The sequence below is a fragment of the Kosakonia sp. H7A genome, assembly GCF_003028445.1.
GTDB lineage: Bacteria > Pseudomonadota > Gammaproteobacteria > Enterobacterales > Enterobacteriaceae > Kosakonia > Kosakonia radicincitans.
In genome coordinates this window covers 1-479 of the sequence record NZ_PYTZ01000098.1, presented here as the reverse complement: position 1 = coordinate 479, position 479 = coordinate 1, and the positions used below count along the sequence as shown (strand labels likewise).

Below are 479 nucleotides of genomic sequence, written 5' to 3'. Positions count from 1 at the left end.
ATCATATGGGTGGGCGATCGCGACCAGGCCGCGCCGGCCGACGTCATCATCGTGCTGGGCGCGGCGGCCTACGACGCCAAGCTTTCGCCCGTCTTCGAGGAGCGCATCCGCCATGGGTTGTCGTTGTACTACGCGGGTTACGCGCCGAAGCTGATCTTCACTGGCGGCTTTGGCGGCACCGGGGCGCGCTTCTCCGAGTCGCAGGTCGCCGAGCGCTATGCCTTGCGGCACGGGGTGCCGGGCAAGGACGTGCTGATCGAGACCGTCTCGCGCACCACGCGGCAGAACCTGGTGGAGGCGCGCGCGCTGATGCAGCGCGAAGGCATGCGCCGGGCGATCATCGTCAGCGATCCATTGCACATGGCGCGCGCGCTGCGGCTATGCAGGGAATTGGGCATCGACGCGTTGGCCTCATCGACGCCGAGCACGCGCTTCCGCAGTTTCCATACACGCTGGCGGTTCCTGCTGCAGGAGCTTTA

Annotated in this window: 1 protein-coding gene; it reads left to right on the top strand. The window is 67.0% G+C overall.

Translation table 11 applies throughout. From position 1 onward, the window contains the following. Nucleotides 1–479 (top strand): YdcF family protein (locus CWM66_RS28400; protein WP_107147756.1); only part of this gene is annotated, 479 nt, incomplete at both ends.